The sequence below is a fragment of the Moraxella sp. CTOTU47616 genome (assembly GCF_032017465.1).
Lineage (GTDB): Bacteria > Pseudomonadota > Gammaproteobacteria > Pseudomonadales > Moraxellaceae > Faucicola > Faucicola tetraodonis.
Map to the genome: position 1 here is coordinate 426,804 of NZ_DALZPU010000001.1, position 24,316 is coordinate 451,119.

Here is a 24,316-nt window from a genome sequence, read left to right on the forward strand (position 1 = left end):
CACAGCAAAAGACCGCAAGTGCTGATTGCGGTCTTTTAAATATTGCTTACAACCTATACAGCCAACAAACTAAGGGCTACTTAACCAAATTTATAAGCCGATACATTTTCGCCGATTAATCTATTGGAATGCCTATGCCAGATTTAGCAGGTCAACGCACAATTAAACGTTTTCGTGTCGCCCGTGAAGGCGTCACTGTTGATGGCAGAGAAATTACTCGCCAACAAATTATCGATATGGCAAAAGACTATGATCCCGTTGAATATACTGCTCGCATCAATGTTGAGCACATGGGTGGGTGGAATTTTTTAGGTAATACAGCCATTCCTGCATTGGGCGATGTGATTGCCTGTGATGCACAGTTAGATACTTATCAAGTTGATGGTAAAGACGTGCAATTAATGGGCTTATACGCCACTTTATCCGCCTTGCCTCAACTTGTCGAAGCCAACAAACAAGGCCAAAAACTTTTTACTTCCATTGAGTTCTACCCAAAATTTACCGCAACAGGCCGAGCTTACTTAGTTGGTTTGGCAGTGACCGACATTCCCGCAAGTCGTGGCACAGAACCGCTTAAATTTAACAATACCGCAAATAACACCCTTTTTTCTGAACATCAGGAACTCATCCTTATGACTACCCAAGCCAACCAAACCCAAACACCAACCACCGCTACTACCGAAGGTCAAGATCCAATCGAACAAGCGCCCGTGCCAACTCAAACGCCACAGCCACCAGCTGAGCCACAACAACACAAAGCAGAAGATAGCTTTTTACAAAAAATGGCAAATATGTTTACCAGCAAATCATCAGGCATGACTAAAGATGAGCAGGACATGGTATTACAAGGGTTTAATACCTTAAATGAAAAAGCCGAATCCAATGCCGAGACCACTGCCCAAATCGCTGAAAGTGTCACCCAATTAACCGCCACGGTGAACCAGCTTAACCAGAGTTTTGCCAGCTTACAAACCAAGCTGTCCACCGAGCCTGTACCGATGACGACCACACCCCCTGCAGGTGTCAGTCATGCCCTCGCCGACTGCTAACCCAATTTTATCACCCTTAAAATCACACAAGGAAAACCCATGGGAAGTTACGCTTTATCTGCTGCCACTCGTATCGCCTTACAGCAATACACCCAACAAATCGCTACCATCAACGGTGCCGAAAACTTTGCCACCACCATTGAAGTGCAACCTGCTCGTCAACAAACCTTGATTGAGCGTTACCAAGAGGTCACAGACTTTTTAAAACGTATCAACATGGTCACTGTGCAACAAGCGACAGGTGAAAAACTTGGGTTAGGCAGTGACCAACGTGTCGCCAGCAATACCGACACCCGCATTCAGCCCCGTCGTCCGACGCCGATTGGCAATCTTGAGCATATCGATGATTACGTCTGTACTCAAACAGACTACGACGTCGCCTATCAATGGGCAGTCATCGACCAATGGGGTGCTTTCCCCGATTTCCAAAAACGCTTGCAAAACTTAGCGATTAAATTGGTCGCCCAAGACAAGCAAATGATTGGTTTTAATGGTACTCACCGCGCGAAGACCACCAACAAGACCTTGTATCCAAAACTGCAAGACGTCAACGTTGGCTGGTTAGAAAAAATTCGTGCCTTTGCCCCCGAGCGTCATATTGATAATTTGACGATTGGCGCAAGCCATGAATTTAAAAATATTGATGCGCTGGTTGAAATGGCAGTCAATGACCTAATCGCCGAACAGTTCCGCGACAATAGCGACTTGGTTGTCATTACCTCGCGCGGTCTGGTCACGGATAAATACCAAAACCTTATCAATCAAACCTTACCCCCAACCGAGCAGGCGGCTGCCAATGCCTTGTATCAGAAAAAACAGCTTGGTACGTTGCCAGTCGATACCCCTGCGTATTTCCCAGCTAATGGTTTGTTGATTACCAGCTACGACAATCTGTCTATCTACCAACAACGTGGCAGTATGCGTCGTCTGATTAAAGATGAGCCGGAATGGAACCGCACCTCTGACTATCAATCAGTGAATGAGTGTTTTGTCATCGAAGACTATGACAAATGCGCCTACATCGAAAACCTAGTGATTGAAGCATAAGGAAACCCATGAGCAGCTTACGAGACCATTTTGAACGCGTGCGTGCCGAAAAAGCGGCGCGTCAAGCCAATTCCGACCCCCGACTATCTGCCCGCGGTCGTCAGTTAAACCGACCATTAGGCAGCACCATGACCCGCCAAAATCAGCCTGTTTTTGATGGGCAGCCTGATGGCGAATATCCGCTTGATGACGACAACCCCGATGCAGGAAGCCCTATTGAACTCAAGTTTTTTAATGACTGGCAGTCGCTACAAGGCATCCAATCGCAGGCCAAAAAGAACGAACTAAAAGCCGACTTTTTACCCTTTTACCTACCTTGGATTGAAGGCACACTAGCCGCAGGTGTGAGCGGTCAAAACGATATGCTAGTTCAACTCATGGTCTGGGCGCTTGATACCCATGAATTTGATACCGCTACCCGCATTGCAGAGTTTGCGCTACTCAACGACATGGCTATGCCAGAACCATTTACCCGTGACGTTGCGACCGTATATGCCGAGCAATTGGCATCTGAAGTGACAAAAAAAGCGGATAACCCAAGCGAACACACTGACATTCTGGCAAAAGCAATCGAAGTCACCAACGACCACGATATGCCCGACCCTGTACGTGCCAAGTTGTATCGAGCTTATGGTGATGCGTTAAAAGCTGACAAACCAACGGACGCCATTGCTGCTTATGAAAAAGCAATTGCAATTTACCCCGATGTTGGTTGCAAAACCGACTTATCAAAACTTAAAGCCGCTCAAGGCTAACAGACCCCACCACGGGTAAGGCGGCTTATTAAATTTGTCTGAAAAGTGAATTAACTTTTACCAGCACCTTTTTAATAACTACCGCCTTTTTATTTTGGACGCCAATATGAATAACTATCGAAAACTCGCTTTAATGTCATTATTTGCCGCTTCAATGGGTGTTAGTGGTATTTCTCAAACTATTGGAACTATCGGAAAACCATATCAGCAACAGCAACCACCACAAGAAAAATATTCAAATAGCAAACGCTCCAAAACCAAAAAATAAACTGGGTAAACCATGCTTATCAATCAGCAAATCAATCATGCCGAAGTACCCAATCCGATTAAGGGCTTGCCATCGGTCTCAACGACTGACTTGGTACAAATGATGCGTATTGATAAGACAATGGGCAGCGACCGTATTGCAGGCTACATCAGTGATGCCTATGACAATATTAATGCACAAATCCCTTACTTGGATGACGACCAGTTTGGCTTTGTCGTGGGCGGTACCTGCGTTTGGGAGTCTGCCCCTGCTTTGATTAGCCACCACCACCGATTATCATCGAATATCAGGTCAATATTACCCCGCTGGGCTGACGGATTTTTATCGCTTACCCAATTGGTTACTCACCATCGCTGGCAACGCACTTATAAGCGCGCGGTTCTCAACGAAGCCGCCGCACTCATGGCTGATAACTACATGGATTTTGACACCATTGGTCAAGGCATCACACGCGGCAATAACGAAAATACCAAGTCTGACGCCCTGCGCCGCCTGGTCAACCATGCGATTGCTGACTTGACCGGCAAAAGCCGTAACCGTGTGAGGTTGTTATGACAATACAACGCACCACAGCATCACAACAATTTGACACGCTCGACGCTATTGCTTATCGCTTTTTTGGTAATCAATCAAACGCATACTTACCAAAAATCGTTGAATTAAACCCACAATTTACCCCGCTCGCTATTTTACCTATGCGGAGTACCGTGATTTTACCTTTTACGACAACCGTCGCCAACGTGCAGCAACGGTTAAAACTTTGGGATTGATATGTTAAAAAAATCTAGCCTAATTTTCGACATCATTGGCTGTATGCTTGGATGGAGTATTGTTGCTTTTCTCTGGCTGCTTGCCACGATTAACCCCGTATTTGCTGAGTATAAACAGCTATTACCTATTTCTACCATTACCAATGCCATGCTTATTGCCACTGTCATTGGTGCCATTGGTGGTTACCTTGCCTTCGGCGAAGATAAAAAATTCCCCCCATCTGCCACTAGCGTAGGACACGTTCTCTTAGGTTTGGGTGCAGGATTGTTCTTTACCCGTGGCAGTCTTGAGCTGATGGGTCGGAACAATTCAAGCGAAGACGTGGTTTTGTTCGTTAGCTTTTTGTGGGCTGTCGGCGGATATTTTATTTTGCGTTTATTAATCGCGGTTGCCAATTCTGATCGTATCAAAGCCATTTTGCCCGATTGGCTTGCCAAATTTATGGGGGTGGATAAATGATTTACCTATTACACGTCGGCTTAATGCTACTTAGCATGACCATCTTAACAGCGTTTTTATGGCTGACACGCCGCTATGATGACATCCTTTGGTGGGCACTGCGCTGTTTGTTGATCCATAGTCTGATTGCCGTTGTTTATATGGCATATGACGCCATGGATGCAGGGTTTACGATGTCATTGAGCCTGATTTTGATTCGCTCTGGCTTTGCCACCTTGACCATGGCATTAGCATTGTTATGGTTTTTACTGCACTGCGAACGTAAAAATTATCGTCGCCAGCGATTTAATGACCGTATCAATCACATTTTTAAGGAGAGCCAATGAGCACACCTGCCCACAAAAAAATAACCCTAGCCCAAATCAAAGCCAGTGCCGATAGTCTTGGCATACCCTTAGCCGCCATGCGTGCTGTGCATGAAGTCGAATCCAAAGGCGAAGGGTTTTTATCCACGGGTGAACCTGTGATTTTATTTGAGCCACATATTTTTTATAAGCAGCTCACCAAAAAAGGCTTGCTGGATATCCGTGCAAAAGTGATGCGAGAACGTCCAGACCTTTGCTATCCAAAATGGAAACCAAAGTCCTACGGTCTTGAAGGTAGCTATCAACACCAACGCTTGACCGCTGCCAGTCAATACCACCGTGAATCTGCGCTCGAGTCTGCCAGTTGGGGGTTGGGGCAAGTGATGGGATTTAATTGGAAAGACTTGGGATACCCAACGTTACAAGCTTTTATCAACGCCCAATACAAAGATGAAGGCGCGCAACTTGACACCATGTGCCGATTTATCCGCCAAAATAAGCTTATTGATGCCCTCAAAAACAAAGACTGGTCAGCGTTTGCCTATGGTTACAATGGCAAAGGCTACAGAGCCAATAATTATCATGGCAAACTTGCCGCCGCTTTTAAACAATTTAACGCATGAAATACCTAGTCGATCTAAAAAACGACCTGTTAGCCCGTTTCCCCGAGCTAACAGGCGACAACACCCAGCTCCAAATCATCAATGGTGAATTGCCCCAAGAGGTCTCAACCATACACTATATCGCCCGATTTTATTTGCTCAATTGCCGTATAGCTCATCCGTTTGATGTACTAGGCTATATTCGTAAATGGTTTGAGCAGCACGGTAAACCTATACCAAAGCTGGCATTTGATTGTGATGTTATAGACTTAGAAACCTATGACTTACAGATAGATATTAGCCTTGATGACAAACTTAATTTTGCTGAAGATGGCACCGCCAACCTATGCGATGACCTTGTTTGGTCAGATACAGCAGGTACCTTCGTTAAAGCCTCAATCGTGTTTGGCGATGCTCAGGATGAGCTATGAGTGATTTTAATGAGCTAGCCGTTTGGATAAAACGTATCAATGAGCAACTCAATGATAGCCAAAAACGCCGTTTAACCCAGCGCATCGCTATTAGGCTCAAGCAGACTATGGCACGCCGTATCAAATCACAGGTTGCACCCAGCGGCGCAAGATTTACCCCGCGTAAACGTGACCATAAGCGATCAATCCGCCGTGGCGCCATGTTTCAGCGACTGCCCAGGTTAATTAAGACAGCGTATTCATCTACCCATGCCGAAGTTGGGTTCTCTGGCCATACGGCAAAAGTAATGGAAGTCCACCAATACGGTAAAGTTGCCAAGCCATCACCCAATGCGCGAGCCGTGGCTTATCCAGTGCGTGAGACGGTTGGCATCAGCCCTGAGGATGAGCAGCTGATCATCAAAGAAGTTGAGAATTTCTTTATGAATTTATAAAAGGATATTTGAAAAATCATGCAAGATTATCGTTGCAATGTCTGCGAAAAGCTCCTGTTTCGCATGACTGGTGAGGCAGTGGTCGCCGTTAAATGTCCACGATGTAAGACTATTAATACTTTTCAGAATGCCACCGAGCGTCCAAACCCTGAGCGTCCAGAACGCCCTAAAATTGGACGAAATCATGACAAAACCTTATAGCAAAGCCCCATTATCATTTATCGGGCAAAAACGTAATTTTATCAAAGCTTTTCGACAAGTACTCCAGACCCATATTGATGATGACGGTAATGGTTGGACCATCATTGATGTATTTGGCGGCAGTGGTTTATTGGCACACAACGCCAAGCATCTATTGCCCAATGCTACGGTGATTTACAACGATTTTGATGGCTATACCGAGCGGCTTAACCACATTGATGATACCGAGCGGTTACGCCAACAGATTTTTACCAAGCTTGCACCATTGCCTCGTCACAAAGTGTTATCAGCTCAGGATAAACAGGCTGTTATTGATATCATCAATAACTTTGACGGCTTTATCGACGTACACAGTATCGCCAATTGGGTGTTGTTTAGCGGCAAACAGGTTAAGACGCTTGACGAGCTATATCAAAATACGTTTTACAACACCATACGTAAAAACCCTTATGAACCTGCTACTCATTATCTTGACGGGCTTATCATTACTACAGAGTCATACACAACTTTGATGGCCAAATATAAAGATAAACCCAAAACCCTATTTTTATTGGACCCACCTTATCTTTACACCGGACAAGGTGCTTACCATCAAGATAAATATTTTGCAATGGTCGACTTTTTATATTTAATGAGCCTTACTCGTCCACCGTACATTTTCTTCAGTTCTACCAAGTCAGAGTTATTGGACTATTTGGATTATCTCAAACAACTAAATGGCGATGACTGGGAACGGCTTGGCTGTTTTGAGCGTGTCACTATTCAAGCCCATGTCAATCATGAACGTGCTTATGAAGACAATATGATTTACCGTTTCTAACCCACTTTGACCATAAAAAACGTGTCCGTTGCGACACGTTTTTTATGCAAATAATACTCGCTATCGTGTGCCACCAGAGCGATACTGTCCTTACACCAACCAACGGCAACCGCCTGAAATCGGACGCTAAAAAAGGACAAACACGATGAAAATTTTAAAATCAGATGAATATACCCTATATATTAATGGTTCAAGCGTGACCATGTCTCACAATCAAAATAAAATGCCTTATAGCCTTTCAAACCTGTACATTTCAACTTACGACGTTTTGTTTTATGTAGCCACACAATCATTAAGTAATGACGATAGAGCTGAACGTATTAAGCAGCTCATTATTGATACACACTTAGATAACCTTGATCGCCTCAATAAAATTACCTGCCAAAATTTTATCGCCGCCTAACTTTTGAAAGACCGTAATTTATTATTACGGTCTTTTGCTTATTTTACCCTTACGTTTGTCATGCCACACTTTGCCTAATCACAAGGCAAACGACCATGACTGCGCAAATTTTATCCGAACAACAACGCCGCTTACATAACATTGTCACCATTGGCACTGTGTTTGACGTCAACCCAGACGACCAAACCATGCGCCTAGACGTCGGCGACAACCAAACCGACTGGTTGCCTATACCTGCCTTGGCGGCTGGACAAGTGCGTGTATGGCGTTGCCCATCCGTTGGTGAACAATTTTTGTTAGTCAGTCCAAGTGGTGAGCTTGCCAATGCCATTCCTGTTTTATCGCTTTACAGCAATCAACACCCAAGCCCAAGCACAGATGAAAACGAAATTCGCGTCCAATTTAATGACCAGGATTATCTCAGTGTCAAAACAGACGATAGCAACCTTACTCTCAAAATTACCAATACCACCATCATTTCTGAAGGTAGTATCACGCTTGATACGCCAACTGTTACGATGACAGGAACTTTGGAAGTTGATGAATCCATCCATGCTAAAAAAGATATCGTTGCTGGCGTCATCAGTCTTATAAAACACTTGCACGGCAAAGTCATGGGCGGTAACTCCACCACAGGAGCACCGCAATGATGGATATCAATTTTGCTATGGGCATGAGCCGTACCACAGGCGCATTATTACCGCCCCCCGAGCATTTACGCCAATCGATTAATGATATTTTGATGACCCCTATCGGTAGCCGTCTGCTACGCCGTGAGTATGGTAGTTTATTGCCGTTTTTGATTGACCAACCCGCAAACCCTGCTACAAAGCTAAAAATCATGGCAGCCATTGCCACTGCAATTGTTAAATGGGAACCACGGGTCAAAGTCCGCCAAGTCCAATTATCCATGAATGCGGACGCTACCAATGACACAGGCAACACAGGCGTTAACGTATTACTAGATTTGCGCCGTAGCGACAATACGAAATTGCCTATCACTTTGACACTGGCACGGGGGGCATCATGAGCGTTTATAATGCCATTAACTTGGCAGGCTTGCCCTTACCCAATGTGTTAGAGCCGATTGACTTTGAGACGGAAGTCACCCGCTTACGCGCTGAGCTGTCCGCCAAATTTGCCGATGACCACCCTATCCAAGCCGCGTTAACGCTAGAGTCCGAGCCGATTAATAAAATTATCGAAGTCCTCGCCTACCGCTATGTATTAAAGATTAGCGAAATTAATCGCAAAGCCCGTAGCTTGATGTTGGCATTCGCCATAGGGTCAGACCTTGACCATATTGGCGTAACCTATTACCGCCTCGAGCGTAAATTATTACAAGCCGAGGACAAAACCGCCACTCCGCCAATAACTGCGATTTACGAGACAGATGACGACTACCGCTACCGCCTAGCCCTATCAGTTGAAGCGATGACAATGGCAGGTTCTGCAGGCAGTTACGAATTCCACGCCTTGTCAGCCAGTGCCGAAGTGCATAGTGTGACCGTCTATAGCCCTGCTCCTACTGAAGTGGATGTTTATTTGGCTGGGCAAATTGATGGCGACGTACTTGTGCAAGCAAACAAGACTGTAGGCGTGTCAGCCCAAGCGGTGACTGATGTATATAACGCACTTGTCGCCGATGATGTGCGACCTTTAACGGATTTAGTGCGTGTCAACTCTGCTACCGCCAAAGCCTACCGTATCGATGCTGTCGTCTATGTCAAAAACGGCATTAGCCCACAGTTGATTTTGAGCCAAGGCATGACAGCATTACGCCAATATTTGACAGACAATTTTAAACCAAACGCGCGCGTGGCAACTAGCCGTATCATCGGGGCTTTAGACGTGATGGGTGTTAGTCGCATTGAACTCAACGAACCAAAAACCGATGTCATGACCGCCATTGGTGAAGTGGCTCATTGCACAGGCTACAACATCATTGCCAAATCGGAGGGTACATGATTTATACCGCCGACCCTACCCAGCCACCAATCGCTATCAATGACCGCTACCAATCGCTACTCCCCGCCAATAGCCGTCCACTGGAGCACGCGCTAGCAGGCGCAACCGCCAAGCTTGAGCCAATACCCGTACCGTTTGACACTATCTGGGACGTAGACACCGCCCCCGATAGTTTGTTGCCTTACCTTGCCTATGCATGGAGCGTGGACGAATGGAACGACAACTGGACGGCCGAGACCAAACGCCAAGTCATCCGTGACAGTCTTTGGGTGCATGAGCGTAAAGGAACACTTAGTGCCGTCAAACGCTCACTGGCAGCCATGAATTATGACGCTAGCATCATTGAGTGGTTTCAAAAATCACCCCGTGGAAAAGCAGGTACTTTTAGCGTCGAGGTACACCCAACGACAGGTATTATCGCTGACAATATTTTACAAATACGAGCCATGATAGATGCGGTCAAACGCTTATCCGCTCACTACGACGTTTATCTAGGTTACACCTTACCCGCTGTTATTGCTGCCTATGCCGTCCCCGTGGTCGGCGTTGAACTTACTGTTTCCACCTAACTAAAGGACTTTATTATGTCAAACTTATGTCAACCCCAAGGCGTTATTTTAGCCGTTGCACTTGCTGCCGCTATGCCTTTTTATCCTATTGAGTTCAAAGAAGACGGACAAACGACTATTCCAAATCTAGTCAATATCGACGGCACAGGGCATTCAGGCACTGCCGAACTGGTCGTCAATGACGGGCTTCTACGCACCCATCAAGACAGCATGGTATTTGCGGTCGACAACACTGGTGGCGAAGAGCTTACGCTCAATATCCATATCGCCAAACAACCGATTGTTGATATTGCCAAAGCCAATGCAGACAAAGCCAATTATTTTATCGCAAGTTATCCACTCACCATCAAGGCTGGCGAAAAACGCCACCTTGAGCTGCGCTTGATAAATGGTCAATACGTGCTCAGTGACCGTGGCCTAGACTTACCAACCGTTTAATCAACCGACTTAATACGACTATGAGCTATCAATTACTCTTAACGAACGCGGGCGCTGCCAAAATTGCTACCGCCAGTAATGCAGGTGGGACACCCTTGCATATTACTGACTTTGCGGTGGGACAAGGCGTTAATGTCGACTTCAGCACACGCCTGGATAAGCAAACCTTGGTCGCCAAGCGTTACCAAGGCAAGGTCGAGTCTGTCAATCTTGTCGCGCCAAACAAGTACGAGATTGTGTGTGTCGTCCCTGTTGACGTAGGTGGTTTTACCATTCGTGAGTTTGGATTGATTGATAGTGATGGCGTATTGGTGTGGGTTGGCAGTCTACCAGAGGTACAAAAACCAGACGCTACCAGCACTGCCGCGGTTGATTATCGACTCAAAGCGGTGGTACAGGTTGAGAATCCGAGCGTATCCATTGTCGTTGATACCAACGCTATCACAGCCACACAGTCGTGGGTCAATGCCAATTTTGCGGCCATTGGTCATAACCATCAGGATATGCTTGATCGCTTAACTGCTCTTGAAAATCGTATTTTTGAGGCGATTGCTGTTGGTGGTATTTACGCGACTGCAAAACTTTACACCAACGGTCAAGATGTTCACGCCGACCTTGGCTATGGCGTTTGGGCACTTTACGCCCAGAGTAAAATTTTAGCTGGATTTTCAACCATTGCTACCGATGATAATAAATTCAAAACGATGGGAAATGTTTTTGAAATTGGTTCAGAAATTGAGAATCAAAAAGCCATTGTGGCGCAATTTTGGAAGCGTTTGCCAAATGACTACATTGCTCCAACGTTTGATATGTATTACACGTCAGACGAAGCAGGATTAAACCGCGTCACAGTTATTGGCGAAGAAACGCCGATTTATCTATGGTTAAACGTGACAAACGCCACTCAACCCATCCAAATAATCAGCTTCTTGTCAGATGCAAGCGGCACCATTCACTTAACCAATTCAAATATTAACCACCCAAAAACCGTTAATAATGGCAAAACATTACTCGTCTCAATTCCACAGGATAATTACAGTGTAGATAACCCTGTCACGTTAAATTGGGGGTTCGTCTTAAACGACCCAACTGTCGATGTCGAGACAGCTATCAATGCACCGCTTGCGATTAATAATACAGTCAGTGATGCGCCGCCAGCGCCGACTATGGATTACAACGGCTTAAAATTTCAAATCTACATCAGAAATAACAATGGGAAAATAAAAGTAGAACCAAAGGTGCTTGAAAATAATTCGCCTTACATCATCAGAGCAGGCGACCTAGTTACCGAAGGGCAGCAGGGGCTTGTGATGACGAATTTACCTTCAAATTTACAAAAACCATTTAGCTACTTCACTGTTGAGCAAAACCCAATTAATGCTTACTCAGGATGCGCTATGACTAGATATAGTTCATCCGAAGGGACAGCTGAGTTTACCGTTTTAACTCAAAAAGCGTTTGATGATTTTGCAAAAGGCTTGATACCCGACGGCACTTTAATCAATACGGTTAAATTAACTTATCAACCATAAAAAGGAGCTAACATGGCTTTACACCACGGCATCACCGCCCAAGAACTCACCCAAGGCATTTTGCCCATGCGCAATGCCAACATCAGCGTCATCGGTCTAATCGCCACATCGACCGATGCCGATGCCACCATGTACCCAGCTGATACCCCAGTATTACTAACAGGTATCACCAAAGACAATATTGATAAAGCAGGCACCCAAGGCACGCTCAAAACATCATTGCAGACCATCCGTGATATCACTAACCCGACCGTGGTTGTCATGCGTGTGAGTAATGCGGATAACGTCGATGTGTTAGATGAGCTGCTCGCTTGTCAGTCTCGTTTAGGGGTAATACCAAAAATCCTAGGTGCACCTGAGATTGATACCCCTGCTGTGGTGCGTAAGTTGGTCAGCATTGCCAAGCGCCGCCGCGCTTTTGTCTATGCGTCGCCACGCAAAGATGACGGCACATTGATTACTGATAAAACTGAGATTGCAGCATATCGCGATACCTTTGGCGACCGTGAATTGCATTTGATTGAAAATCAGTGGGGTAAGCCGCTGGGAAAGTAGCAGATGGTAAGCGTGTTGTCTATGCCAGCCGTCTTTATCCAACATTGATTGAAAAAGAAGACGCGTATCAGCCGACAGTTAAGCCGCTGGACATAACGCTTCAAGATATCTTAAAACGTGGCTATGGTGAAGACGCTTATCAGCCGACAGTTAAGCCGTTAGATATCACTCTGCGCGATATTGTGCTAAGTAAACGGGTTGACGATAAAGACGCTTATCAGCCGACAGTGAAACCACTAGATATCACGCTTAAATCAATCGTAAGTAGGGTGAATGTTGATGATAAAGACGCTTATCAACCAATGGTTAAACCGCTAGATATCACGTTAAAACGCGTGGTGGTTAGTAACAGTGTCGATGGTGATGCGTATCAACCAACAGTTAAGCCACTAGATATCACATTAAAAACAGTTTAAGGACATTTTATGCAAGCAAATATGGGTATGGCAGGTGAATTTCGTGTTGTAGTGAAACGAGCTGATGGCAGTACAAAGATTGACACAGGTTATCAAAAGAATTTGATTTTAAATCAAGGACTGGATTTCTTTGGCAATGGCAACGGCACGGACATGATGGCGTATTGCGTCATTGGTAGCGGTAATAGTCAACCAGTTTATACGCAAAATAAATTAGATACTGCTATCAAAGGGGTTAGTGGTTCTAATGTTTCAACTAAATATGATTACAACGCCTCAACCGACGGGAATCTATATAAGGTTAATAGAGTAAGAAAATACTCATTCACTGGCTTGAACAATGTCAATGTTAGCGAATTAGGTTTGGCGTCTACTTATAGCAATGCGACCACTTATTATCTTTGTACTCGGGCATTAATTAAAGATAGTCAAGGGAATCCTACGACTATCACTGTTTTAAGTGGCGAAATTTTCGAAATTTATTATAAGTTATGGGCGGTATACGATACCACAGATAAAACTGGGCAGATTAATCTTTTAGATGGTGTTGGTGGTAATGTTGCTTATAATTGGAAGCTAAGACCTGCTAATGTAGCTACTATTTATTGGTATCCAGAGAATACGGGATATACACCCATTGATTACTCCACTCGTTATATCTATTTTAATACAGGTGACCTATCGGCTATTACAACAAAACCCTCTGGTAGTGGGGATAACGTTACTTTCGATAGAGTAGTAGATTCTTATATAAGTGGCAGTTATAAAAGGGAGGCTAGGACAACTTTAACTATAGACCAAGAGAATAAGTCCATCAGAACCATTACAGTGCCAGCATACACGGGTTGTTGGCAAATTCGTTTTGGCTCTGTCGCTGATGATAGCCCGATTAACAAAACTAACACCCAAACACTATCTATCCCTATCGAGTTTTCATGGGGTCGCTATGAGGGTACGTTGTAATGTTGCCGCAAGCCACTGATCTCGCAACCGTTGAGTCAACGGATAATGGTAGCCTACTGTCGCCACGTAGTAGAGCTTATCCGCTCACCGAATCATGGGAACAAGGCGGTGTTGGCTTATCCGACACCAGTCAAGGCTTAGTCTCGCATACATGGCGCGCATGGACGGATAGCAAGGCTATTTATATTCAGCGCAGTGATTTGCCAAAAGATACGTCAAAAACATTACTAGCCGCGCCAGATATCACCGAGATTGATTTAGCTTTTGACCAAAATATGCGGCCTGTATTGGCGTATGTATCAGGTGGTATTGCAAAACTGTATTGGTACGATACGGTGAGTCAATCTCAAACCATCACCGACTTTCCAAATGTCCAAAATCCACGTGTGTCGTTAGATGACAAGCGCGCTTTTAACACCGCAAATTCTGATGTGATTTTTGCATATATCAATAATGACCAACTTTGCTGTCGCTATCAACGTGAGCGATACGGCATCGAGCACGCATTACACCAATTACCACCCAAAACCCAGCTAGTCAAAATCGGCATGGGTACTGCTAACCGTTTTTTGTTTGACACCAAGGAGCCCAAATGACCCCAATTATCGCTACCGCCCTCGCCTTACGGGCAAAAATTGATGAGACCGACCCAGCCTCATTTACCAAGTCAATCAGCAATGTCGCCATCTCAACGGTGGACGGCATCAGTTACCCACGCACATGGGACTTGGAAGACCCAGACACTGAAGTCGGCTACTTAAACGCCAATGAAGTCACCAGTCTCATCCAGCACGAGGGCTTTCGCTTTTGGGGCAATCGCACCTGTAGCGACGACCCCCGCTTTGCCTTTGAGACCACCACACGCACCGCCCAATTTTTGCTTGATACCATCATTGCAGGCTGTTTCCCCTTCGTTGACAAGCCGCTCACGCCTATTTTAGCCCGTGACATCATCGACAGTATCAACGCAAAGTTACGTCAATTCGTCGCCAAAGGTTGGCTCATCGGTGCAAGCGGCTGGTACAACGAAGAGGTTAACAACCCCCAAGATTTAAGCCAAGGCTTTATGTATATCGACTACGACTATACCCCTGTGCCAACGCTAGAAAACTTGTTTTTGAACCAGCGTATCACCGATCGCTACTTGGTGGATTTTAGCAAGCTTATCGCCCAAACCGCTTAACTATAAGCTACCATTCAACCCAAAATTAGGGCGTTGCGAATACGCCCATTTAAGGAATATAACATGGCAAAAAAACTTCCCGCCGTACTCAAGAATTTTAACGTCTTTGTCGATGGTGATAGCTACGCAGGCGTTGCAAAAACACTTTCACTACCCGAGATTGCAAAAACCACTGAGGAATTTCGTGGCGCAGGGATGATCGGTAGCATTGATTTGGATATGGGCTTTGAAAAGCTTGAAGCCACAATCACCTACACGGGCATCGATACCCGCCATTTTGCCCAGCTCTCAGAATGTGCTGTAGATGCCTTACCGATTCGTTATGTTGGTGCCTACGAACGCCAAGACACCTGTCAACATGTCGTGCGCGAAGTCTATATGCGCGGTTCAGTCACTAAGCTACAGCTTGGCGATCAGGAGCTTGGCAACATCAATGAGCAAGACTTGACCTACAGTGTCACTTATTTACGCGTTGTAGATGATGGTGTGGAATTATTAGAGCTTGATATTGTCAATGGCATCTTTAACGTCGGCGGCGTCGACAAAACCAGCGAAATTAACAACCTGTTAGGCTTATAAATCATCAATCAGTGGGTAACGTGGCTATTAGCTAGTTGGTGAGGTGATGGCTCACCAAGGCAACGATGGTCAGATTAATACAGAGAATATTAATCACCCATTTCCTTAATCCATTGTTGAAAAGATAAGGGTTTATGATGCAAGAACCACATCTAATGAAAGCTTATTCTGCTGAACACGTTGATGAAGTTAATGAGTACAACAGAAAAGTCTTACAAGAACATGCCGATAAACTATCAAAATCAGAGAAAAAAACTATGAAGCAAGAACTACCTAAAGACCCAAACACCGAAACCGTGGAGCTTGATACCCCAATTATCCGTGGTGAGCAGACCATCACCACTGTGACCATTACCAAGCCCGATGCAGGTCGCCTTCGCAACGTTAAACTGTTTGATTTATTACAGTCAGACGTCGATACCGTGATTAAGATTGCCCCACGTGTCTCTACCCCGATTTTGACTGAAGCGGAGGTCGCAAGCCTTGACCCCGTTGACCTGCTTAATATTGCCTCGGCGATTATCGGTTTTTTTCAACCAAAGGCGGAGCGCATCAAAGAGCAAGCACAAGCCGAGAACCACTAACCCTACCGCATGACGTAGACGACATCATTGCCGACTTGGCAGTGGTGTTTCATTGGTCGCCTGACGTGTGCAATCACATGAGTATTGAAGACTTAATGCTGTGGCATGACAAAGCAAGACAACGCTCAGAAACCAAAAAATAAACTTAACAGCCGGAGCAGACATGGCGCGCAATTTAGACTTATCCGCAACCCTCCAACTCATTGACCGTATGTCTGCACCGCTGCGTAACATCCAAAGCCAAGTAGACAAGGCCAGTCAAGCCTTTAAAAAAGCCAAATCAGCACTCAATGACTTGGAAAGAAAACAAGGTCGCATCACCGCTTTTCAAGAGTTAACACGCTCACTTGAGCAAACCAACCAAAAAGTACAACAAGCAAAAGCCAAGCTCGACTCACTCAAAACTACCATTAACCAAGTCGGTGTACCGACGCAAAAGCTTGCTTCACAGCTACAACGAGCACAGGCCGCGTTTGATAAAATCAGCTCAAAAGCCCAAAACGAAGCAATCAAGCTCCAAGAAATGAAAGCGGCGATGCAGGCGGCGGGTATTAATACCAATCGGTTATCCAGCGAACAGGTACGCCTTGCCGCATCTATCGCCCAGGCAAACCGAGAACTCACACGGCAACAACAGCGGCTTGATCGCGTGCGAAAAATCCAAGCCCAATCCGCTAAAGAACAAGCTGCTATTAACTCGCTCAAAGGCACGGCGCAATCAGCGGCGATGTATGGCGTAATAGGCGCATACGGTATATCAAAAGCCGTCAACGAGTCCAAACATTTTCAGACCGAAACTGCCCGTATCGCGTCACTCGGCTTGGGTGATGCCGCTACCAAGGATGCTTTAAAATACGCCAAAGCCATGAACACTTACGGCACATCAACGCTTGATAACTTGCAGTTGGTACGAGATGGCATGACCGCATTCGCCGATGAACATCACGCACAGATGGCCGCGCCACTACTGGCTAAGATGAAATTTGCCAACGCAGCCATGTATGGCAATGACCAAGGGCATGAAAATGAAAAAAAATTCATGGACATGCTCAAAGTCATCGAAATGCGAAACGGCTTAAAAAGTGACAAAGCGTTTAAAGAACAAGCCGACATTATCCAGCAAGTGATCACCGCCACCGGTGGACGCGTTCAAGCCGAGGAATGGCTAAACGTGATTAAAACTGGCGGTGTCGCCGCCAAACAAATGGACAACAAAGCCTTTTACTACACGATGGAGCCACTGGTTCAAGAAATGGGCGGTTTTCGTGTTGGTACCGCGATGATGTCCGCTTACCAAAACCTGTATCAAGGTCGCACCACCAAACGGGCAATGAATAATCTTGATAGCTTTGGATTAATCAAAGATAAATCAAAGGCGCGTGAAGATAAAGTAGGGCAAAATGCCTACTTAGATATTGGCGCCATCAAAGGGGCAGAGTTATTTAAAAAAGACCAGTTTAAATGGATGGAACAAGTACTAATTCCAGCCATCAACGCCAAAGGCATCACTGAAGACAGCGCGGTGATGGACGCTATCGGCAGTATCTTTAGCAACCGGACTGCCTCCAGCATGTTTGCACAAATGTATATGCAGCGTGCGCAAATCCACAAAAACGCCATATTAAACGCAGGCGCCGACGGCATTGAGCAGCTGTACGGCAAAGCCAAAGGCACAGCAGCAGGTCAAGAGCTAGACGCCAAAGCAAAATTCCACGATACATTACTAGAGCTTGGCACGGCCATTTTGCCCATGTATACCAGCGCATTGCAGACCGCCACATCCGCCATGCAAGGTATGCTCAAACTGATGCAGCAATACCCCAACACCACCAAAGCCATAGCCATCGGTATTACCGCCATTGTGGTAGCGTTTGCTGTGTTTGGGACGATTGCCACAGTGGTTTTATCAGTATTGGGTCCGTTAGCCTTGCTTCGCGCATCTATTGCGACGTTGACCAGTGGCGCGGGTATGATTAGTGGGTTACTTACCCTGGGGCGCGGCATTATCACGGCATTTTCCTTTATCGGGTCTGCTGTGGTTTCTGCGGTAGGGCTAATTGGGCGCGTCTTTATGGGGCTTATCCCGATTATCCGAGCCGTAGGCATGGCATTTATGACCAACCCTATTTTAGCAATCATCGGGCTTATTGCGGCTGCCGCTTTATACGTTTGGGCGAACTGGGGTACATTAGGACCCAAATTTTCGGCACTCTGGGCAAATATATCGGCAGGCGCATCTAGTATGTGGCAGTCGATTGTTAATGGCGCAACCAATATGATTGCTTATGTCGCAGGGATACCCGGCAGAATTGTCGCCTATTTTAGTGGACTGGTAGGTCAGATGATGACTGTAGGCGGTCAAATCATGGACGGTTTACGCAATGGTATTGCAAGCCGCATCGATTCAGTCGTGGGTAGTATTCAGTCTGCTGCTTCACGAATCAAATCATCATTTACTAGCCTGATGGGCATTCATTCGCCCTCTCGGGTATTTGCCAGCTACGGCGATTTTATGATGCAGGGCTTAAGTCAAGGTATTTTAGCCAATGACTCGCCCATTGCCTCTATGATTAAAACCTCAGATAACTTGCGCAGCGCGATGGATACCAGTCAAATCAAATTTGACACCCGTAAGCCAATTACCGCATCAATGGCAAACGGTGGTTATGCCAATGCACAGGCAGCCGCACCGATTACTATTATTGTGAATGCCGCTCCGACTCAATCACCTGCCGACATTGCCCAGCTAGTCGCCCAAGAACTGGCTAAAGCAAAACTAGGGCAAACCACAAATAACACCGCGTTATATGACTTACCACAGGCTTGGACATAATGATTTTATCGTTAGGACAATTTGTATTTAGCGTCGACACGCTCACGTTTAATGAGATACAGCGCACGCGCAATTGGTCATTCGCCAGCAATGACATCGCCCAAGGTCGCCCGCAATATCAGTTTACTGGTACCGGTGAGGAAACCATCTCTATCCCATTTTTGATATACCAGGAACACGGCTTTGGCAATCGCCAATCCGTGGATGACTTGGCAGAGATGGCAGATACAGGCGCAGGATATGTGCTAATAGATGGCAGTGGCTATATTTATGGGGTATTTGCTATCGATAGCATCGATGATAACCGTAGCTTTTTGACAATCAATGGTGTACCGCGCAAAGTTGACGGCACACTCAAATTGACACGGGTTGATGACAACCGCATCCAAGCGGACAAATCATCCGATATTCCCGAAAGCCAGCAATATTAAGGTGATATCATGCTAAGAACCCCCATCATCCGCCTAACAGCCGACAACGAGCCACTCGACGACGCCATCATGTCACGTTTGATGGATGTATCCGTTACCGATAACAAGTCAGGCGATGCCGATGAGCTTTCTCTCACCCTTGATGATCACGACGGCAAACTTGCTATGCCAAAGCGAGGCGTCAAACTGCAATGTTGGATGGGCTACATCGATGCCGGTGTCCATGACATGGGGACATATACGGTCGATAGCGTTGAATGGGGTGGCACACCCGATACCATCACTGTAAAAGCCAAATCAGCTGATATGAAAGGCAGTCTTAAGTCTGGACGCACCCAAAGCTATCATGATAAAAAGTTGGGCGAAATTGCCAAAGAAGTCGCCACTCGTCATGAGCTGGAACTTGCTATGACTGACTACTTGATGAACATTGAAGTCGGGCACATCGATCAGACCGATGAGTCCGACCTGCACTTACTAACTCGGCTTTGTTGGCAGTTTGGGGCGGTCGTCAACGTCAAACACGGTAAGTTACTTATCTTTCAGCCCTACGAGAACAAAACCGTCTCTGGGCAACCGCTTACGCTGACTGTACTAAAACGTGACAAGGGGGACCAGTTCCGTTTCAGTATTGAAGACCGACAAGGTGACGTTGATAACGTACAAGCCACTTACCATGACGCCAAGCAAGCCAAAAAAGTAACGGTCAACACCGACAAGGACGGGCAAAAACCCAAAAGATTAAAAGGCAATTTTAAGGATGAAAAGACTGCTACCGCCGCCGCCAATGCTGAGAAAAAACGCATCGAGGGTGAACAAGGTAAATTTAGCATTAACTGTGCGTTTGGTTATCCAGCAATTAGTACTGAATCGCCCATTGAGCTTCAGGGGTTCAAGGTTGAAATTGATAGTTTGAAATGGACAGTGGACAAAGCCACGCATAGCTATAGCAAATCGCAGGGATTGACTACGCAGCTTGACTTGACCGCGCCGATTAGTGCTGAATTTGGGGTAAAGCCTGTTGATAAATCTACAGACGAAAAAACAAAAAAATAGTATAATAACCTTGCTTGGGTGTGTCGAGATAAGTACCGCTACATCGTGATGTAGCGGTGACGAATAAGACTGCCGTCTCATCGTGTACGGATTTCAGCCCCAAGCCTTGATTTTTTATTTAAAATGCGCCCGCCGCCTCTGACTGTTAGCGACAGATTAAGCGGTGGCTTTCTTTTATCAAAAAACCCTGCCGATTGAGCAGGGTTTTTATTAAATTAATATTATTTCGCAAAAGGATTGTCCGCTACACTAACATTATTCTTTGTTTTAGTTTGCGGTTTTGCAGTTTTTTTATTCGTAGATTTAGTTGATTGGGTGGCTTTAGTGACTTTACCTGTTACACCATACCCACTACACGTAAATTTTGAATGACTAATAGTACCGTTATTACACATAAATTTGCCTTCTGCGGTACAAGATGCCACGCCACCTTTTTTGCCAGAGCATGGATAATTTTGAGCATTGGCAGAAAATGCAACCAAAGCAACTAAAGAGATTAATATTTTATTCATTATGTATCCTTAATTTTCTGGTGGTAAAGAACAATTACCTGTCATTAAATAATTCGCGGTTTTATTACGTGGAAACCATTGCTCCCCTCGTTTATCAATCATAAATGTACGCAATAAAGGGCAAGGTAGCTTATCGCTGGGTGCAGAGGTGTAGAAGTTATAGCTAATATCACCTTTTTTGATTTCGCCATGGGACAACTTTATATCATCAGCGGTATATTGACCGTGTTCTATTTTCTCAACTTGTAGGTGGCTTTCTTTCAAACCTTGTTTAAGATTAGGTATCGACGCCACCAATTTATCAATATCAGGGTTTGATTTTGTCGTCTGTGAATCATCATGATAATCGTTAGGGGCAGAAGCTGTAGATGTTTGCGGACTAGGTTTATCCCCGCAGCCTACTAATAGAAAACAACCAATGAGAACTAAATATTTACCCACATTTATCTACCCTTGTTAAATTGTCAACAATTTAACAAAACCCCTTGCAAAAATCCAGTGAAAGTTTTACTATGAAATTAAGAGGTGTCAGAACCTTAACAAACAGCGGACTACCGCCCCCGACAGATTGCGGTATTTTTACGCCTGAAATCCGTCAAAATTGCATCGCAATTTTAGGATTGCAAGGAAAATTTCTTAAATGAAATTTTCAGATTTGCATTTTTATCCTATGACAGATTTTATATAATGACGCAGGTCAAAAACCTTACGTCGAGAGGGCGGAGAATACAATACCCTTCGGGGGAATAATCCCAGCCGTCTGTTTGCGGCTTCTGAACCTCTTGGCACCCCATATCAGAATGGGGAAATTTCAGAAAATACAAACAGGAGGTCATCATGACCACAATCGCCTTGGCAACCAAGCCAAATCTATTAAGCCACATCAAACGCCGTATCTATGGCATCCCCCAACGCCGTCACGCCGCCAAGCGCATCGAGGCGTCTCAGCGTACCATCATTGACCAGCTCACCAAGCCGACCAATCGGCTACACACCCCATTACCCATCCAAGTTAGCACGCTATGGCGCATCATCAACAACGCCATCATCGCAGGGCAATTAGATTTAACTACGCTTACCGATCGACCAAGCCAACTTAAACAAGGCTTACTTTATCTATCATTTGAGCGCATTAGTGGATTATTAGACGACGTATCGTTACCCATAGCTGATTTAACGAGCCTCGAATTTCGCACCATCATGACCTTATTGGGTGGTGTCGAAGCAGAGATTATCAGTGAGCAATCAATCGATACCACGGGTCAAGGTGAGCCACGCCTTGCCTACCGTCTGCCCATCGCCACGCTAATCAACCTCAATCAACCAATAGTTAAAGCCCAATTAGCGGAGGTGGCATAATGTCAGAGGAAACCTTAGCCTTAATCAATCGTTTCAAAGCTTACCTTGCTCACGACCAATACAACCGTGACAAACGTACCATGATGGACGGCTATTTAATGGCACTCCAACACCAATGCCTGATTGACCCGTGGCAAGCCTACGCGGTCATTAAAGCCTACGAAAAGGAGCTTGCCAATGTCTAAGCTCCCCATCAAACGAGCCTTAATCAACGGTAAACGGCGTTTTGTCGTTTACCTGTTTGACCTTGTTGACCACCTCGAAGAGCTGACCGATTACGACAAATCCTGTCGTGATGAATTGGTCGAGACCTTGAAAGATATGATTAAAGAGGGTAAATTTAGAGACAACATCGACTGGACGTACAACGCCAAACGACATGAAATTGCCTTAACCTTAAGCTCAACCCAAATACTACTAGCCAGATACGCAGACCTGATGTCACAAAAAGCGACGGCGACCCAATCAAACACAGAGCAACCAACGACGGCACAATCAAACGATCTAAACAAAATTGTCTGGGATGTTATCCACCAAATCACCGATTTTATACAAGGAATTAAATCATGACCCAGCAATTACACACCGTAAGTCACGAGCTTAACCGCATCACTAATTACACCGCCGTCATGGCAAAACTGGCAAACCAAGGCTTAAAGGCGGATATTGACACCGCCCAACTACAAGCCATCTTTGCCGACATTGCCAACGTCACAGGTTGGGCATACGCAGAGATGCAAAACATCATTAACAATGATTGCCCATTCGTCGATAATTATGATAAGCCACCAATGCCATCTCAAACAGGCAACTAAATAGTTAGTTCCAGAAAAACCCTTGTCACTTGACAGGGGTTTTTTACAACAGTGACTTCGCCATTTTCATAAGTCGCTCACGGTCATCAACGCCAAGCCCACGATAAATTTCCAGCCATTCGTTCTCGTCTGGAGGCAATACCACTGCCCCACCTTCGACCCGTTGACCGGTCACCACATAACCTACGTCATAGCCCAAACCCCCTAACTTGAGCAAAAATTCAAGGTCGGGTGAACGCTTACCTGTTTCATAGTTGGAAAGCGTGGCAATAGCGACATCAATCGATTTTAATACATCCGTTTGTTTCAAGCCGAGTCGCAATCTTTCGGAGCGTAGTCGCTCACTTATAATTTCGTTGTTTAACATTTTTATAAATACCTTATTGACTTAAACATTTTTATAAGTCAAAATAAACCTTGTTAAATTGTTAAAAATCTAGCAAAAACATTTTAACACCTTTTCCAACCAACCCTTTATAAAAAGGACAATCACGATGACAACCAAAATGTTGGCGGTGCGTACCCCTGAAAGCATGCACACCTACCTCAAAGTCACAGCCTACAAAAAAGGCTCAAGCATCCAAGAATTGGTCAATGAGATACTAGCTGACCATCAAGCAAAAGACCCAGAATACCAAGGCGCTCTTAATGACTTGGTCACTGACTCCCTTACCGCATTGGCATCAATCACCCAAGATGGGGAGGTGTCTCGTGGCGTATAGACAGTATCAAAATATCCGCGACCATCGTATCTATGCCTACCTCAATCAAAAAGAACTTAATGACTTTTTAGAAGCCATGCGCATCCAAGATTTAGCCATCCAGGGTAAAGCAGCACGTCAGATGATTGTGGAGAGAAGCCAACAAATCATCGCCGAGCACCGTAAGAATAACCCACAGTCAGCGATGAAACAAACGGTGAAATATCACCTGCCACACGGTGGTTTTACCGTGCTAAACCCAACCAAGCAATAGAGG

At 45.4% G+C, this 24,316-nt stretch carries 40 protein-coding genes; 37 read left to right on the forward strand and 3 right to left on the reverse strand.

The annotated features are described in order from the left end of the window. The first annotated feature begins 134 nt into the window (after window positions 1–134). The 31 genes from RTS10_RS01800 to RTS10_RS01945 all read left to right on the forward strand — a co-directional run bounded on the left by RTS10_RS01800 (window position 135) and on the right by RTS10_RS01945 (window position 20,652). The gene (locus tag RTS10_RS01800) at window positions 135–1,049 is read left to right on the forward strand and encodes a GPO family capsid scaffolding protein (RefSeq protein WP_312538926.1); all 915 of its coding nucleotides are present in this window, start codon (window positions 135–137) and stop codon (window positions 1,047–1,049) included. A gap of 39 nt (window positions 1,050–1,088) precedes the next feature. Next, entirely contained in the window at window positions 1,089–2,096 is a 1,008-nt protein-coding gene (locus tag RTS10_RS01805) for a phage major capsid protein, P2 family (RefSeq protein WP_312538927.1), read from the forward strand. Between the two features lie 8 nt (window positions 2,097–2,104). After that, on the forward strand, window positions 2,105–2,851 hold the full coding sequence (gene gpM, locus RTS10_RS01810) for a phage terminase small subunit (protein ID WP_312538929.1): 747 nt from the start codon (window positions 2,105–2,107) through the stop codon (window positions 2,849–2,851). A gap of 106 nt (window positions 2,852–2,957) precedes the next feature. Continuing rightward, complete coding sequence (locus RTS10_RS01815; protein ID WP_312538930.1) at window positions 2,958–3,119, forward strand: hypothetical protein; 162 nt, start codon at window positions 2,958–2,960, stop codon at window positions 3,117–3,119. 12 nt (window positions 3,120–3,131) lie between these two features. Beyond that, window positions 3,132–3,674 (forward strand): head completion/stabilization protein, encoded by a 543-nt coding sequence (locus RTS10_RS01820; protein ID WP_312538931.1) that lies wholly within the window; start codon window positions 3,132–3,134, stop codon window positions 3,672–3,674. Further along, window positions 3,671–3,889, forward strand: coding sequence for a tail protein X (locus RTS10_RS01825; RefSeq protein ID WP_312538932.1), 219 nt, complete (start codon window positions 3,671–3,673; stop codon window positions 3,887–3,889). Before RTS10_RS01820 ends, RTS10_RS01825 begins: the two co-directional genes overlap by 4 nt. A gap of 1 nt (window position 3,890) precedes the next feature. Beyond that, on the forward strand, window positions 3,891–4,349 hold the full coding sequence (locus RTS10_RS01830) for a hypothetical protein (protein WP_312538934.1): 459 nt from the start codon (window positions 3,891–3,893) through the stop codon (window positions 4,347–4,349). Then, the gene (locus RTS10_RS01835) at window positions 4,346–4,675 is read left to right on the forward strand and encodes a hypothetical protein (protein WP_312538935.1); all 330 of its coding nucleotides are present in this window, start codon (window positions 4,346–4,348) and stop codon (window positions 4,673–4,675) included. Before RTS10_RS01830 ends, RTS10_RS01835 begins: the two co-directional genes overlap by 4 nt. After that, complete coding sequence (locus RTS10_RS01840) at window positions 4,672–5,277, forward strand: N-acetylmuramidase family protein (RefSeq protein ID WP_312538936.1); 606 nt, start codon at window positions 4,672–4,674, stop codon at window positions 5,275–5,277. Before RTS10_RS01835 ends, RTS10_RS01840 begins: the two co-directional genes overlap by 4 nt. Further along, a complete protein-coding gene (locus RTS10_RS01845) occupies window positions 5,274–5,687 on the forward strand; it encodes a phage tail protein (RefSeq protein WP_312538937.1) in 414 nt (137 codons plus the stop codon). The genes RTS10_RS01840 and RTS10_RS01845 overlap by 4 nt, the downstream gene beginning before the upstream one ends. Continuing rightward, window positions 5,684–6,121, forward strand: coding sequence for a phage virion morphogenesis protein (locus tag RTS10_RS01850; protein WP_312538938.1), 438 nt, complete (start codon window positions 5,684–5,686; stop codon window positions 6,119–6,121). Before RTS10_RS01845 ends, RTS10_RS01850 begins: the two co-directional genes overlap by 4 nt. 18 nt (window positions 6,122–6,139) lie before the next feature. Beyond that, window positions 6,140–6,322, forward strand: coding sequence for a Com family DNA-binding transcriptional regulator (locus RTS10_RS11000; protein WP_409455567.1), 183 nt, complete (start codon window positions 6,140–6,142; stop codon window positions 6,320–6,322). After that, the gene (locus RTS10_RS01855; protein ID WP_312538940.1) at window positions 6,306–7,142 is read left to right on the forward strand and encodes a DNA adenine methylase; all 837 of its coding nucleotides are present in this window, start codon (window positions 6,306–6,308) and stop codon (window positions 7,140–7,142) included. The genes RTS10_RS11000 and RTS10_RS01855 overlap by 17 nt, the downstream gene beginning before the upstream one ends. A 145-nt stretch (window positions 7,143–7,287) precedes the next feature. Further along, window positions 7,288–7,545, forward strand: a complete 258-nt coding sequence (locus RTS10_RS01860; RefSeq protein ID WP_312538941.1) for a hypothetical protein — start codon at window positions 7,288–7,290, stop codon at window positions 7,543–7,545. Between the two features lie 95 nt (window positions 7,546–7,640). Beyond that, complete coding sequence (locus RTS10_RS01865; RefSeq protein ID WP_312538942.1) at window positions 7,641–8,195, forward strand: phage baseplate assembly protein V; 555 nt, start codon at window positions 7,641–7,643, stop codon at window positions 8,193–8,195. Beyond that, the gene (locus tag RTS10_RS01870) at window positions 8,192–8,575 is read left to right on the forward strand and encodes a GPW/gp25 family protein (RefSeq protein WP_312538943.1); all 384 of its coding nucleotides are present in this window, start codon (window positions 8,192–8,194) and stop codon (window positions 8,573–8,575) included. Before RTS10_RS01865 ends, RTS10_RS01870 begins: the two co-directional genes overlap by 4 nt. Then, the gene (locus tag RTS10_RS01875; protein ID WP_312538944.1) at window positions 8,572–9,513 is read left to right on the forward strand and encodes a baseplate assembly protein; all 942 of its coding nucleotides are present in this window, start codon (window positions 8,572–8,574) and stop codon (window positions 9,511–9,513) included. Before RTS10_RS01870 ends, RTS10_RS01875 begins: the two co-directional genes overlap by 4 nt. Next, window positions 9,510–10,082 carry a phage tail protein I gene (locus RTS10_RS01880; RefSeq protein WP_312538946.1) on the forward strand — a complete coding sequence of 191 codons (573 nt, stop codon included), beginning with the start codon at window positions 9,510–9,512 and terminating at the stop codon, window positions 10,080–10,082. Before RTS10_RS01875 ends, RTS10_RS01880 begins: the two co-directional genes overlap by 4 nt. A gap of 15 nt (window positions 10,083–10,097) precedes the next feature. Then, window positions 10,098–10,520 carry a hypothetical protein gene (locus RTS10_RS01885; protein ID WP_312538947.1) on the forward strand — a complete coding sequence of 141 codons (423 nt, stop codon included), beginning with the start codon at window positions 10,098–10,100 and terminating at the stop codon, window positions 10,518–10,520. Between the two features lie 20 nt (window positions 10,521–10,540). Continuing rightward, window positions 10,541–12,052: a phage tail protein gene (locus RTS10_RS01890; RefSeq protein ID WP_312538948.1), complete on the forward strand. Its 1,512-nt coding sequence runs from the start codon at window positions 10,541–10,543 to the stop codon at window positions 12,050–12,052. Window positions 12,053–12,064: 12 nt separating this feature from the next. Further along, window positions 12,065–12,607 carry a phage tail sheath protein gene (locus tag RTS10_RS01895; RefSeq protein WP_312538949.1) on the forward strand — a complete coding sequence of 181 codons (543 nt, stop codon included), beginning with the start codon at window positions 12,065–12,067 and terminating at the stop codon, window positions 12,605–12,607. A 44-nt stretch (window positions 12,608–12,651) separates the two neighbouring features. After that, entirely contained in the window at window positions 12,652–13,023 is a 372-nt protein-coding gene (locus tag RTS10_RS01900; RefSeq protein ID WP_312538950.1) for a hypothetical protein, read from the forward strand. Window positions 13,024–13,032: 9 nt separating this feature from the next. After that, window positions 13,033–13,986 carry a hypothetical protein gene (locus tag RTS10_RS01905; RefSeq protein ID WP_312538951.1) on the forward strand — a complete coding sequence of 318 codons (954 nt, stop codon included), beginning with the start codon at window positions 13,033–13,035 and terminating at the stop codon, window positions 13,984–13,986. After that, complete coding sequence (locus tag RTS10_RS01910; protein ID WP_312538952.1) at window positions 13,986–14,582, forward strand: hypothetical protein; 597 nt, start codon at window positions 13,986–13,988, stop codon at window positions 14,580–14,582. The genes RTS10_RS01905 and RTS10_RS01910 overlap by 1 nt, the downstream gene beginning before the upstream one ends. Next, complete coding sequence (locus RTS10_RS01915) at window positions 14,579–15,169, forward strand: phage tail sheath C-terminal domain-containing protein (RefSeq protein WP_312538953.1); 591 nt, start codon at window positions 14,579–14,581, stop codon at window positions 15,167–15,169. The genes RTS10_RS01910 and RTS10_RS01915 overlap by 4 nt, the downstream gene beginning before the upstream one ends. 63 nt (window positions 15,170–15,232) lie before the next feature. Then, complete coding sequence (locus RTS10_RS01920) at window positions 15,233–15,748, forward strand: phage major tail tube protein (RefSeq protein WP_312538954.1); 516 nt, start codon at window positions 15,233–15,235, stop codon at window positions 15,746–15,748. Between the two features lie 134 nt (window positions 15,749–15,882). After that, window positions 15,883–16,332 (forward strand): phage tail assembly protein, encoded by a 450-nt coding sequence (locus RTS10_RS01925; RefSeq protein WP_312538955.1) that lies wholly within the window; start codon window positions 15,883–15,885, stop codon window positions 16,330–16,332. A 35-nt stretch (window positions 16,333–16,367) separates the two neighbouring features. Beyond that, a complete protein-coding gene (locus RTS10_RS01930) occupies window positions 16,368–16,475 on the forward strand; it encodes a GpE family phage tail protein (protein ID WP_312538957.1) in 108 nt (35 codons plus the stop codon). A 20-nt stretch (window positions 16,476–16,495) separates the two neighbouring features. Further along, window positions 16,496–19,165 (forward strand): phage tail tape measure protein, encoded by a 2,670-nt coding sequence (locus RTS10_RS01935; RefSeq protein ID WP_312538958.1) that lies wholly within the window; start codon window positions 16,496–16,498, stop codon window positions 19,163–19,165. After that, the gene (locus RTS10_RS01940) at window positions 19,165–19,596 is read left to right on the forward strand and encodes a phage tail protein (protein WP_312538960.1); all 432 of its coding nucleotides are present in this window, start codon (window positions 19,165–19,167) and stop codon (window positions 19,594–19,596) included. Before RTS10_RS01935 ends, RTS10_RS01940 begins: the two co-directional genes overlap by 1 nt. A 9-nt stretch (window positions 19,597–19,605) precedes the next feature. Beyond that, on the forward strand, window positions 19,606–20,652 hold the full coding sequence (locus tag RTS10_RS01945) for a contractile injection system protein, VgrG/Pvc8 family (RefSeq protein WP_312538962.1): 1,047 nt from the start codon (window positions 19,606–19,608) through the stop codon (window positions 20,650–20,652). A 221-nt stretch (window positions 20,653–20,873) separates the two neighbouring features. Here the strand turns inward: RTS10_RS01945 and RTS10_RS01950 are convergent, their stop codons facing one another. After that, window positions 20,874–21,164: a YdcA family protein gene (locus tag RTS10_RS01950; RefSeq protein WP_312538964.1), complete on the reverse strand. Its 291-nt coding sequence runs from the start codon at window positions 21,162–21,164 to the stop codon at window positions 20,874–20,876. A 9-nt stretch (window positions 21,165–21,173) separates the two neighbouring features. Continuing rightward, entirely contained in the window at window positions 21,174–21,605 is a 432-nt protein-coding gene (locus RTS10_RS01955; RefSeq protein WP_312538966.1) for a hypothetical protein, read from the reverse strand. Window positions 21,606–22,001: 396 nt separating this feature from the next. Here RTS10_RS01955 and RTS10_RS01960 point away from each other — a divergent pair, with 396 nt between their 5' ends. From RTS10_RS01960 to RTS10_RS01975, 4 genes are read left to right on the forward strand one after another with little or no spacing between them, the layout of a single operon-like run. Then, window positions 22,002–22,523, forward strand: a complete 522-nt coding sequence (locus RTS10_RS01960; RefSeq protein ID WP_312538968.1) for a hypothetical protein — start codon at window positions 22,002–22,004, stop codon at window positions 22,521–22,523. Continuing rightward, the gene (locus RTS10_RS01965) at window positions 22,523–22,708 is read left to right on the forward strand and encodes a hypothetical protein (protein ID WP_312538969.1); all 186 of its coding nucleotides are present in this window, start codon (window positions 22,523–22,525) and stop codon (window positions 22,706–22,708) included. Before RTS10_RS01960 ends, RTS10_RS01965 begins: the two co-directional genes overlap by 1 nt. Beyond that, entirely contained in the window at window positions 22,701–23,093 is a 393-nt protein-coding gene (locus tag RTS10_RS01970) for a hypothetical protein (RefSeq protein WP_160002102.1), read from the forward strand. Before RTS10_RS01965 ends, RTS10_RS01970 begins: the two co-directional genes overlap by 8 nt. Beyond that, window positions 23,090–23,338 carry a hypothetical protein gene (locus RTS10_RS01975; protein WP_312538970.1) on the forward strand — a complete coding sequence of 83 codons (249 nt, stop codon included), beginning with the start codon at window positions 23,090–23,092 and terminating at the stop codon, window positions 23,336–23,338. Before RTS10_RS01970 ends, RTS10_RS01975 begins: the two co-directional genes overlap by 4 nt. Before the next feature lie 43 nt (window positions 23,339–23,381). On the opposite strand, the gene RTS10_RS01980 is transcribed toward RTS10_RS01975, so the two are convergent. Next, the gene (locus tag RTS10_RS01980) at window positions 23,382–23,705 is read right to left on the reverse strand and encodes a helix-turn-helix domain-containing protein (protein WP_312538971.1); all 324 of its coding nucleotides are present in this window, start codon (window positions 23,703–23,705) and stop codon (window positions 23,382–23,384) included. A gap of 127 nt (window positions 23,706–23,832) precedes the next feature. On the opposite strand from RTS10_RS01980, the gene RTS10_RS01985 reads away from it, so the two are divergent. Beyond that, window positions 23,833–24,060: a hypothetical protein gene (locus RTS10_RS01985; RefSeq protein ID WP_312538972.1), complete on the forward strand. Its 228-nt coding sequence runs from the start codon at window positions 23,833–23,835 to the stop codon at window positions 24,058–24,060. Continuing rightward, the gene (locus RTS10_RS01990; RefSeq protein ID WP_312538973.1) at window positions 24,050–24,313 is read left to right on the forward strand and encodes a hypothetical protein; all 264 of its coding nucleotides are present in this window, start codon (window positions 24,050–24,052) and stop codon (window positions 24,311–24,313) included. Before RTS10_RS01985 ends, RTS10_RS01990 begins: the two co-directional genes overlap by 11 nt. Window positions 24,314–24,316: the final 3 nt, after the last annotated feature.

Bases quoted from the DNA above. Each gene is read 5' to 3' on its own strand.
- RTS10_RS01800 (WP_312538926.1), top strand. From the start codon at position 135: ATGCCAGATTTAGCAGGTCAACGCACAATTAAACGTTTTCGTGTCGCC.
- RTS10_RS01805 (WP_312538927.1), top strand. From the start codon at position 1,089: ATGGGAAGTTACGCTTTATCTGCTGCCACTCGTATCGCCTTACAGCAA.
- gpM (WP_312538929.1), top strand. From the start codon at position 2,105: ATGAGCAGCTTACGAGACCATTTTGAACGCGTGCGTGCCGAAAAAGCG.
- RTS10_RS01815 (WP_312538930.1), top strand. From the start codon at position 2,958: ATGAATAACTATCGAAAACTCGCTTTAATGTCATTATTTGCCGCTTCA.
- RTS10_RS01820 (WP_312538931.1), top strand. From the start codon at position 3,132: ATGCTTATCAATCAGCAAATCAATCATGCCGAAGTACCCAATCCGATT.
- RTS10_RS01825 (WP_312538932.1), top strand. From the start codon at position 3,671: ATGACAATACAACGCACCACAGCATCACAACAATTTGACACGCTCGAC.
- RTS10_RS01830 (WP_312538934.1), top strand. From the start codon at position 3,891: ATGTTAAAAAAATCTAGCCTAATTTTCGACATCATTGGCTGTATGCTT.
- RTS10_RS01835 (WP_312538935.1), top strand. From the start codon at position 4,346: ATGATTTACCTATTACACGTCGGCTTAATGCTACTTAGCATGACCATC.
- RTS10_RS01840 (WP_312538936.1), top strand. From the start codon at position 4,672: ATGAGCACACCTGCCCACAAAAAAATAACCCTAGCCCAAATCAAAGCC.
- RTS10_RS01845 (WP_312538937.1), top strand. From the start codon at position 5,274: ATGAAATACCTAGTCGATCTAAAAAACGACCTGTTAGCCCGTTTCCCC.
- RTS10_RS01850 (WP_312538938.1), top strand. From the start codon at position 5,684: ATGAGTGATTTTAATGAGCTAGCCGTTTGGATAAAACGTATCAATGAG.
- RTS10_RS11000 (WP_409455567.1), top strand. From the start codon at position 6,140: ATGCAAGATTATCGTTGCAATGTCTGCGAAAAGCTCCTGTTTCGCATG.
- RTS10_RS01855 (WP_312538940.1), top strand. From the start codon at position 6,306: ATGACAAAACCTTATAGCAAAGCCCCATTATCATTTATCGGGCAAAAA.
- RTS10_RS01860 (WP_312538941.1), top strand. From the start codon at position 7,288: ATGAAAATTTTAAAATCAGATGAATATACCCTATATATTAATGGTTCA.
- RTS10_RS01865 (WP_312538942.1), top strand. From the start codon at position 7,641: ATGACTGCGCAAATTTTATCCGAACAACAACGCCGCTTACATAACATT.
- RTS10_RS01870 (WP_312538943.1), top strand. From the start codon at position 8,192: ATGATGGATATCAATTTTGCTATGGGCATGAGCCGTACCACAGGCGCA.
- RTS10_RS01875 (WP_312538944.1), top strand. From the start codon at position 8,572: ATGAGCGTTTATAATGCCATTAACTTGGCAGGCTTGCCCTTACCCAAT.
- RTS10_RS01880 (WP_312538946.1), top strand. From the start codon at position 9,510: ATGATTTATACCGCCGACCCTACCCAGCCACCAATCGCTATCAATGAC.
- RTS10_RS01885 (WP_312538947.1), top strand. From the start codon at position 10,098: ATGTCAAACTTATGTCAACCCCAAGGCGTTATTTTAGCCGTTGCACTT.
- RTS10_RS01890 (WP_312538948.1), top strand. From the start codon at position 10,541: ATGAGCTATCAATTACTCTTAACGAACGCGGGCGCTGCCAAAATTGCT.
- RTS10_RS01895 (WP_312538949.1), top strand. From the start codon at position 12,065: ATGGCTTTACACCACGGCATCACCGCCCAAGAACTCACCCAAGGCATT.
- RTS10_RS01905 (WP_312538951.1), top strand. From the start codon at position 13,033: ATGCAAGCAAATATGGGTATGGCAGGTGAATTTCGTGTTGTAGTGAAA.
- RTS10_RS01910 (WP_312538952.1), top strand. From the start codon at position 13,986: ATGTTGCCGCAAGCCACTGATCTCGCAACCGTTGAGTCAACGGATAAT.
- RTS10_RS01915 (WP_312538953.1), top strand. From the start codon at position 14,579: ATGACCCCAATTATCGCTACCGCCCTCGCCTTACGGGCAAAAATTGAT.
- RTS10_RS01920 (WP_312538954.1), top strand. From the start codon at position 15,233: ATGGCAAAAAAACTTCCCGCCGTACTCAAGAATTTTAACGTCTTTGTC.
- RTS10_RS01925 (WP_312538955.1), top strand. From the start codon at position 15,883: ATGATGCAAGAACCACATCTAATGAAAGCTTATTCTGCTGAACACGTT.
- RTS10_RS01935 (WP_312538958.1), top strand. From the start codon at position 16,496: ATGGCGCGCAATTTAGACTTATCCGCAACCCTCCAACTCATTGACCGT.
- RTS10_RS01940 (WP_312538960.1), top strand. From the start codon at position 19,165: ATGATTTTATCGTTAGGACAATTTGTATTTAGCGTCGACACGCTCACG.
- RTS10_RS01945 (WP_312538962.1), top strand. From the start codon at position 19,606: ATGCTAAGAACCCCCATCATCCGCCTAACAGCCGACAACGAGCCACTC.
- RTS10_RS01950 (WP_312538964.1), bottom strand. From the start codon at position 21,164: ATGAATAAAATATTAATCTCTTTAGTTGCTTTGGTTGCATTTTCTGCC.
- RTS10_RS01960 (WP_312538968.1), top strand. From the start codon at position 22,002: ATGACCACAATCGCCTTGGCAACCAAGCCAAATCTATTAAGCCACATC.
- RTS10_RS01965 (WP_312538969.1), top strand. From the start codon at position 22,523: ATGTCAGAGGAAACCTTAGCCTTAATCAATCGTTTCAAAGCTTACCTT.
- RTS10_RS01970 (WP_160002102.1), top strand. From the start codon at position 22,701: ATGTCTAAGCTCCCCATCAAACGAGCCTTAATCAACGGTAAACGGCGT.
- RTS10_RS01975 (WP_312538970.1), top strand. From the start codon at position 23,090: ATGACCCAGCAATTACACACCGTAAGTCACGAGCTTAACCGCATCACT.
- RTS10_RS01980 (WP_312538971.1), bottom strand. From the start codon at position 23,705: ATGTTAAACAACGAAATTATAAGTGAGCGACTACGCTCCGAAAGATTG.
- RTS10_RS01985 (WP_312538972.1), top strand. From the start codon at position 23,833: ATGACAACCAAAATGTTGGCGGTGCGTACCCCTGAAAGCATGCACACC.